Origin of the sequence: Sphingobacterium pedocola (assembly GCF_015209965.1) — a bacterium.
Taxonomy (GTDB): Bacteria; Bacteroidota; Bacteroidia; order Sphingobacteriales; family Sphingobacteriaceae; genus Sphingobacterium; species Sphingobacterium pedocola.
In genome coordinates this window covers 1,440,284-1,447,597 of sequence record NZ_MU158690.1, presented here as the reverse complement: position 1 = coordinate 1,447,597, position 7,314 = coordinate 1,440,284, and the positions used below count along the sequence as shown (strand labels likewise).

Here is a 7,314-nt window from a genome sequence, read left to right as displayed (position 1 = left end):
TACGCTAAAAGCTTTTGGATTTACTAAACAGATCCGAGCCGTTTCACTTCGGGGATCTGTTCTTAACGCAAATCCAAAAGCTTTCTTAACGCTACATCGACCTAGGTCGTCCTTTTTAATCCATCTGAAGCATAAAAGTACCATATAATCAATGCACTATCCTTTCATACCCGACAGATGTCGCCTTAGCGGGTCGATAATTGCAGGGATGGTGAACCGTCGTGTCGAGCCGGTACAGCGACACGCTTTTGCATACTTTTGGCAAGACAAAAGTATGGCCTTGTCGCGGCGAGCGACAAACTGTATAAAATAATTTTTCGTTTTTATTATCCGATCAGGCATTACGACTGATCCTCTTTAATAACTTTGACCTTTCGAGCACTCAAAATTAAGATTAGTGCGCCAAGAAATAGAAAGAACCAACCCCATTTTAGGTGTAGCGTCCTCGCAAGCACGCCATCTACGAGTTTCATTCCGAAGTAATTATTAATCTTAAAATAGACTGCTAAAAATCCAAGAACCGTCCATCCAGCAAATAGTCGAGTCACTACTCGAAATGCATTCACTTTACGAATAAACAATAACGAAACGCAAACAGCCAATAATCCGATGGTTGTTACAAATAAGCTTGTATCCGTTTGGTACAGGTTCCAGTTACCCACTAACGGCACTCTTAGGAAAGGGCAAAATACCGTGCTTAATGTCGATATTCCAACGCCAGTCCATGCTAAAGGTTTATGTAAAATATACATCTCTTAATTTTATTTATACAAAAGTGCGGAATAGCGTTCATTTTAACATGTAATTTTGAAGCTCTTTTTTGTGCTTCTGTTTATTTTTTCTTGTTCAAATAAATGACTGTCATCACGAGCAAGAAATAAGCGGCACGCAACATACTGAAAAACAATTTATTACAACAAAAATAATACTATTTAAAAACATTCTAAATTGATTGGTTTGACAGATTTTTGACATTATAACCCTGCTTTTGCTCTACATTTGCATCAACGATTTGGGCTAGAAAGAAAAAGCATTGAAGAATTTAAAAGTAATAGCATTTACGCACCGACATGTTGACCTAAAAGATCTAGGCAATTTGGTAATTTGTAACGAAGAGTTAGATTCCAGATTGATCAATCTAAAAAATAATTTAGATATTCCGGAGATTTTCTATATCGCTACATGTAATCGTGTTGAATTTGTTTTTTACGGCGCTCATGAATTAACCGATGATTTTATCGCTAATTTCATGGACAAAATGAACTTTTGCGTTCCTTCTGAAAGGCTACATTGCTATTTAGGTCAGGTAAACCGTTATGCTGGGATAGAAGCGTTGAACCATTTATTCCGAATGTCATGCTCCTTGGAAAGCCTCGTTGTTGGCGAAAAGGAAATTTTAGCACAGGTACGAAGAGCGTATGAAAAATGCCGAGACTCTGGATTCACTGGCGACTTTTTACGTTTAATGATGGATCGTTTAATTAAGACAGCAAAAGAAGTTTACACATTTACCAATATTTCCCGCAATCCGATTTCTGTCGTTTCTTTAGCCTATCGTAAATTAAAAGAAACGAAGTTACCAAGTAATCCACGTATACTTGTTATTGGTTCGGGAGAAACGAACCAGAATTTAGCGAAATACCTTAAAAAACATAAGCACTCTAATTTCGTCGTATTTAACCGTACGGTAGCAAATGCAACTGCTTTGGCGAAAGAATTAAATGCAGAAGCTTACCCTCTTTCTGAATTAAAAAATTACAAGAAAGGGTTTGATGTCATGATTACTTGCACAGGTGCTCCTGAAGCAATTATCAACAGCGATTTATATCAGTCTATTTTGAATGGTGAAACTGATAAAAAGGTTATCGTCGATTTGGCTATCCCGAATGATTTGGATGCGGAAGTATTGATAGACTCCCCTATTCATTATATTGAAGTCAGTAGCCTTCAAGCTATCGCAGAAAAAAATATCCAAGAGCGCTATAACGAATTGGAAAGTGCTGATAAAATTATTTGTGAGAATATTAAAGAATTCCTTCCGCTTATTAAACAACGTCGTGTAGAAGTGGCTATGCGCCAAGTTCCTGATAAAATTAAAGAAATACGTGCCACTGCCTTGAACGAAGTATTTGCTCATGACCTGCGCAACTTAGATCCTCAAGCTCGAGAAGTTCTGGAAAAAGTAATCAACTACATGGAAAAAAAATACATCAAAGTTCCTATGGTGATGGCTAAAGAAATCCTAGTAAAAAATAACGAGGTAGAGAATAACTAAACATTATTTTTTTCTTAAACATACTTTAATCTGACAGATTCCGTCGGGATTATCCTTCCATTTGGTTAACTTTGCTGACGTAGTTTTACACCGAAAATCTTTCATTGTGAATAGAAAATTAATAATTGGCACACGAGGGAGCCAACTTGCACTATGGCAAGCTAATTTTGTAAGAGATAGATTAGCTGAAATCGGAATTGAAGCCGAGCTAAAAATTATTAAGACACAAGGCGATGTTATCCAACACCTCAGATTGGACAAGTTGGAAGGTAAAGGATTTTTCACCAAAGAACTCGAAGAGGAGTTACTAAGCGCTCAAATCGATCTTGCTGTTCATTCACATAAGGACTTACCTACGGTAAACCCTCCCGGACTCACCATTGCAGCAGTGTCGGAGCGAGAGGACCCTTCGGAACTTTTGATCATTCACAAAGACTGCGTAGATATAAGAAAAAGACTTTCTCTCAAACACAATGCGAGCGTCGGCACATCTTCTAATCGTCGTAAGGCTCAACTGCTATCATTACGTCCCGACTTAGAATTTACAGATCTTAGAGGTAATTTACAAACGCGTATTCAAAAACTGCGTGATGAAAAATACGATGCGATTGTATTAGCCAAAGCAGGTGTAGCACGCATCGAAATGGATGTTTCTGATTTTCACATTGAAGAAATTTCTCCTGTTGAAGTCATCCCTGCACCTGCACAAGGGGTCCTTGCTGTTCAGATCCGCGAAACCGATCGGGATTTATTTGATATTCTTCAAAAAATAAACAACAAGGAAGTTGCCGAGACCATCGCAGTGGAGCGTAAAGTATTGAATTTATTTGATGGAGGCTGTCATGCTCCATTAGGTTGTTACTGCCGCAAACATGACGGCAAGTATGAGACATGGACATCAGTTGCAGATGACAATGAAGATTTTCCAGATCGTTTTTTTGTACAATCAGATACCACGGAAGGTCTGGCAGAATTTATTTTTTCAAAATTCAAAAAGGACAGAAAGCTACCTTCCAGCGTATTTATCACAAGAGATCTGGATGAAAATTCCTATTTAGCGCAATCATTAAAAAAATACCATATTTCAATTGATGATCGCTCCCTGATTAAAATTTACCCTACCATAAACAAATTAGACTCTTTTATCTTGAAAAGAGCCGATTGGATATTTTTCAATAGTAAAAATGCCATTGACCATTTTTTTAAATTAGAACCTTTCGTATTAAAGAAAACCAAAATTGCTGTTTTGGGTAGAGGTTCTGAAGATGCCCTACGCAAATACGATCGCATAGCTGATTTCTCGGGTGATAATTTGGGAATTAAAACAGACGATATCGCTAAAGAGTTTGCAAAATTGGTCGATGGGCAAACGGTATTGATACCACGTGCTGAAGGCTCACTGCAGACTATCCAAAAAGCACTTACTGAAAACACAAAAGTAATTGACGTCCCCATTTACGAAACTGTGCTTGAAGAAAATGTAAACAAATCAAATGCTGATGTGCTGATATTTACAAGTCCAAGCAATGTAGAGGCCTATTTTCAAGAAAACTTAGTTGATCCTGATCAAAAAATTATTTGTATCGGGTATTCTACAGCTGGTGCTATCGAAAAAATGGGGTTAACGTACACTGTCCCCTACACCCCAGACGAAATCGGTCTTGCAGAAGCCATATTTGGTTTAGACTATTAGAGAGGGGTTAGGAGTTAGGGACTGGTGACTAGAGACTATAAACTTTTTTTAATTTTTACTTAAAACGATGTTACAACGTCCAAGAAGAAATAGAAAATCTGCCGTCATCCGTGACATGATTCAAGAAACGCATTTGTTACCTTCAAATTTGATTTTTCCACTTTTCGTTGTGGAAGGCGAAAATCAGAAAACAGAAGTGTCATCAATGCCAGGGATATATCGTCATTCCGTTGATAATTTGCTTCGTGAAGTTGAAAGTTGTCTAAAACTAGGATTAAAGGCTTTCGATATATTCCCAGCAGTCGAAGAATCGCTAAAAGACAAGTTTGCTACCGAAAGCTATCGAGAAGGAACACTTTACCTGAACGCGATAGAGGCTGTGAAGAAACATTTCCCTGAAGCATGTGTTATTACTGATGTCGCCATGGACCCCTATAGTTCAGACGGACACGATGGCATCGTTGAAAACGGCGAGATATTAAACGACGAGACACTTGTTGTATTGGGAAAAATGGCATTAGCACACGCCCAAGCGGGTGCCGATATCATTGCACCTTCGGATATGATGGACGGACGCATCGGTTACATTCGGAAGGTATTAGATGAAAATGGTTTTACACATGTTTCATTGATGTCCTATACCGCAAAATATGCGTCATCATTTTACGGACCTTTCCGTGATGCATTAGGTTCCGCTCCAAAAAAAGGAGATAAAAAAACATACCAAATGAATCCGGCAAACGCCCGTGAGGCATTAATTGAGGCGCAACTGGATGTGGAAGAAGGAGCAGATTTTTTAATGGTAAAACCGGGCCTAGCTTACCTGGATATTATCAAGTTATTACATGACAATTTTGATCTACCTATCGCCGCTTATAATGTATCTGGAGAATATGCGATGATCAAAGCTGCCATTCAAAACGGATGGTTACCCGAGAGTGCAATACTCGAAACTTTACTAAGCTTCCGTCGTGCCGGAGCTACTTCAATTCTCACCTATCACGCTAAAGAAGTGTTGGAAAAAGGTTGGTTGAGATAAAAAACATATTATAAAACAAATAAGTGCTCTAAATAATTTAATGATACATTTTTATTTAAAGCACTTACTTTCGATCTAACATCTACTTACAATGAATCAAATACCGGATATTTCACGTACAAAATCAGCAGAACTATTTGAAAAGGCTAAAAATTACTTCCCAGGAGGCGTTAATTCCCCGGTTCGCGCATTCAAATCCGTTCATGGCACCCCGCTCTTTATCGAACGCGGGGATAAGGCACATTTGTGGGATGCAGATGGCAATGAATTTATAGATTACTGTTGCTCTTGGGGACCATTAATTTTGGGGCACAACAACGCTGAAATCCGCGAGGCTGTCTCCGCTCAGCTGTACAAAGGCCTAAGCTTCGGCGCACCAACTCAATTAGAGAATTCGCTAGCCGAACTAATTATATCAAATAATCGATATATCGAAAAAATTCGCTTCGTCAGCTCCGGTACGGAAGCTGTGATGTCCGCCATTCGTCTCGCTCGCGGATACACTAAACGAGACAAAATCGTCAAATTTGAAGGTTGTTACCATGGACACTCTGATTCCTTATTGGTAAAAGCCGGATCTGGGTTGGTGACATTTGGAGAAACATCTTCTGCAGGCGTTCCGAAGGCTTTTGCCGACGAGACGATCGTCATTGCATTAAATGACAAAGCTGCTTTGGATAAAGTATTCTCAGATTTTGAAGGCCAGATCGCAGCGGTAATTATTGAGGGGGTGCCTGCAAATAATGGATTACTCATTCAGGACAAAGCATATATACAATATTTAAGACATATTACCACATCAAATGGTTCATTGCTGATCTTTGATGAGGTCATCACAGGCTTCCGTTTGGGTTTTGAAGGCGCTGCAAAATATTATGATGTTCAGCCCGATATTTTGACTTATGGTAAAATTATCGGGGGTGGAATGCCAGTCGGGGCTTATGGAGCATCTAAAGATATCATGGGACATATTTCTCCGGATGGGGGTGTTTATCAAGCTGGTACGCTGTCTGGAAACCCAGTTGCCATGGCCGCTGGAATTGCAACACTTTCTATCTTGTCTCAACCGGGGTTCTACGAAAAATTGGAAGAAACGACGTTAACTTTTGTCAAACGCATCCGTGAGTTCATAAGCGAAAAAAATTATCCTGTATCCATATTCACGATCGGTTCTATCTTTTGGTTTGCATTTTCTCAAGATCAAAAAATTCAACGTGCTGATCAAATTTCCCCCTCGTCTATGGAAAAATATAAAGTGATGCATCGCCAATTGTTGAACCGGGGCATATATTTTGGTCCTTCGGGTTATGAAGTCGGATTTATTTCTGCAGCACATACCCCCCAAGATCTGGAGACTACACATGTTGCCATTCAAGAAGCGTTAGAAGTTGTCTTTAGATGAAATCAATCATTATATAAAAACAAAACACCGTTTTAGCTGTTTAAAGCTTTAATGAATATAAATAATTAATTGTGTAACATATGAAAACATGGAAATCTACATTGGCAATTTTAGCTGTTTCTGCAGCAGTTGTCTCCTGTAATAACACCACAAAAAACTCCGCTGGAGAAGCTCAAGATTCTACTGCCTTATCGGACACGGCAGGTGCCGTAACAGTTAACGCACTTGCACATGCTAAAGAATTCCCTGGTGCTACGTTGAAAATTGCATCGCTGACTTCCGAAAAAGTGGGTAGCGATTCTGCTAAAATCACCGTAAAATATGATGTACAAAATTTCAAATTAACCGAGCAGACGGAACACGATCACCACATGGCGAATTCGCATGAGGGGCAACATATCCATTATATATTAGACAATAAGCCCTACGTTGCACTTTACAAACCGGAACATTCCGAAACGATAGCCGTTAATTCAGAGCACTACTTATTGTCTTTCTTATCACGTTCTTTCCACGAGTCGATTAAAACACCTGAAGCCTCTAAATTGATTAAATTTAAAGTAAATGCCGACGGCAAAATTGAACAATTGCCGGCTCCGACAGCACCTTCCTTATTTTACAGCCGTCCAAAAGGTGATTACAAAGGAGCAGACACGAAAACATTATTATTAGACTTTTTTGTCGTAAATGTGCCGATGGGAGCTGATGGCCTCAACGTAAAAGCGACGATAAACGGCCAAGACTTCACGTTGGATCAATGGGTTCCGTACGAAATATTAAATCTTCCCATGGGTGAGACAAGTGTAAAACTATCGCTAGTCGATAAGGACGGCAACATGCTAAATGGCGATAATGTATCCGTTGAACGGAAAGTTAATCTTAATGCCGAGTAAAGGTCATAATAT

Annotated in this window: 6 protein-coding genes; 5 read left to right on the top strand and 1 reads right to left on the bottom strand. The window is 39.2% G+C overall.

What is annotated here, in order from left to right:
- Window positions 1–341: 341 nt before the first annotated feature.
- The gene (locus tag C4F40_RS16015; protein WP_196940382.1) at window positions 342–752 is read right to left on the bottom strand and encodes a hypothetical protein; all 411 of its coding nucleotides are present in this window, start codon (window positions 750–752) and stop codon (window positions 342–344) included.
- A 281-nt stretch (window positions 753–1,033) separates the two neighbouring features.
- On the opposite strand from C4F40_RS16015, the gene hemA reads away from it, so the two are divergent.
- The 5 genes from hemA to C4F40_RS15990 all read left to right on the top strand — a co-directional run bounded on the left by hemA (window position 1,034) and on the right by C4F40_RS15990 (window position 7,302).
- On the top strand, window positions 1,034–2,275 hold the full coding sequence (hemA, locus tag C4F40_RS16010; protein WP_196940381.1) for a glutamyl-tRNA reductase: 1,242 nt from the start codon (window positions 1,034–1,036) through the stop codon (window positions 2,273–2,275).
- A 106-nt stretch (window positions 2,276–2,381) separates the two neighbouring features.
- Window positions 2,382–3,968, top strand: coding sequence for a hydroxymethylbilane synthase (gene hemC, locus C4F40_RS16005; protein WP_196940380.1), 1,587 nt, complete (start codon window positions 2,382–2,384; stop codon window positions 3,966–3,968).
- A gap of 67 nt (window positions 3,969–4,035) precedes the next feature.
- The gene (gene hemB / locus C4F40_RS16000; protein ID WP_196940379.1) at window positions 4,036–5,007 is read left to right on the top strand and encodes a porphobilinogen synthase; all 972 of its coding nucleotides are present in this window, start codon (window positions 4,036–4,038) and stop codon (window positions 5,005–5,007) included.
- Window positions 5,008–5,098: 91 nt separating this feature from the next.
- A complete protein-coding gene (gene hemL / locus C4F40_RS15995; RefSeq protein ID WP_196940378.1) occupies window positions 5,099–6,409 on the top strand; it encodes a glutamate-1-semialdehyde 2,1-aminomutase in 1,311 nt (436 codons plus the stop codon).
- 80 nt (window positions 6,410–6,489) lie between these two features.
- The gene (locus tag C4F40_RS15990) at window positions 6,490–7,302 is read left to right on the top strand and encodes a hypothetical protein (RefSeq protein ID WP_196940377.1); all 813 of its coding nucleotides are present in this window, start codon (window positions 6,490–6,492) and stop codon (window positions 7,300–7,302) included.
- The last annotated feature ends 12 nt before the right edge of the window (window positions 7,303–7,314 follow it).

Coding starts and splice junctions, on each gene's coding strand:
- C4F40_RS16015 (WP_196940382.1), bottom strand. CDS start 752: ATGTATATTTTACATAAACCTTTAGCATGGACTGGCGTTGGAATATCG.
- hemB (WP_196940379.1), top strand. CDS start 4,036: ATGTTACAACGTCCAAGAAGAAATAGAAAATCTGCCGTCATCCGTGAC.
- hemL (WP_196940378.1), top strand. CDS start 5,099: ATGAATCAAATACCGGATATTTCACGTACAAAATCAGCAGAACTATTT.
- C4F40_RS15990 (WP_196940377.1), top strand. CDS start 6,490: ATGAAAACATGGAAATCTACATTGGCAATTTTAGCTGTTTCTGCAGCA.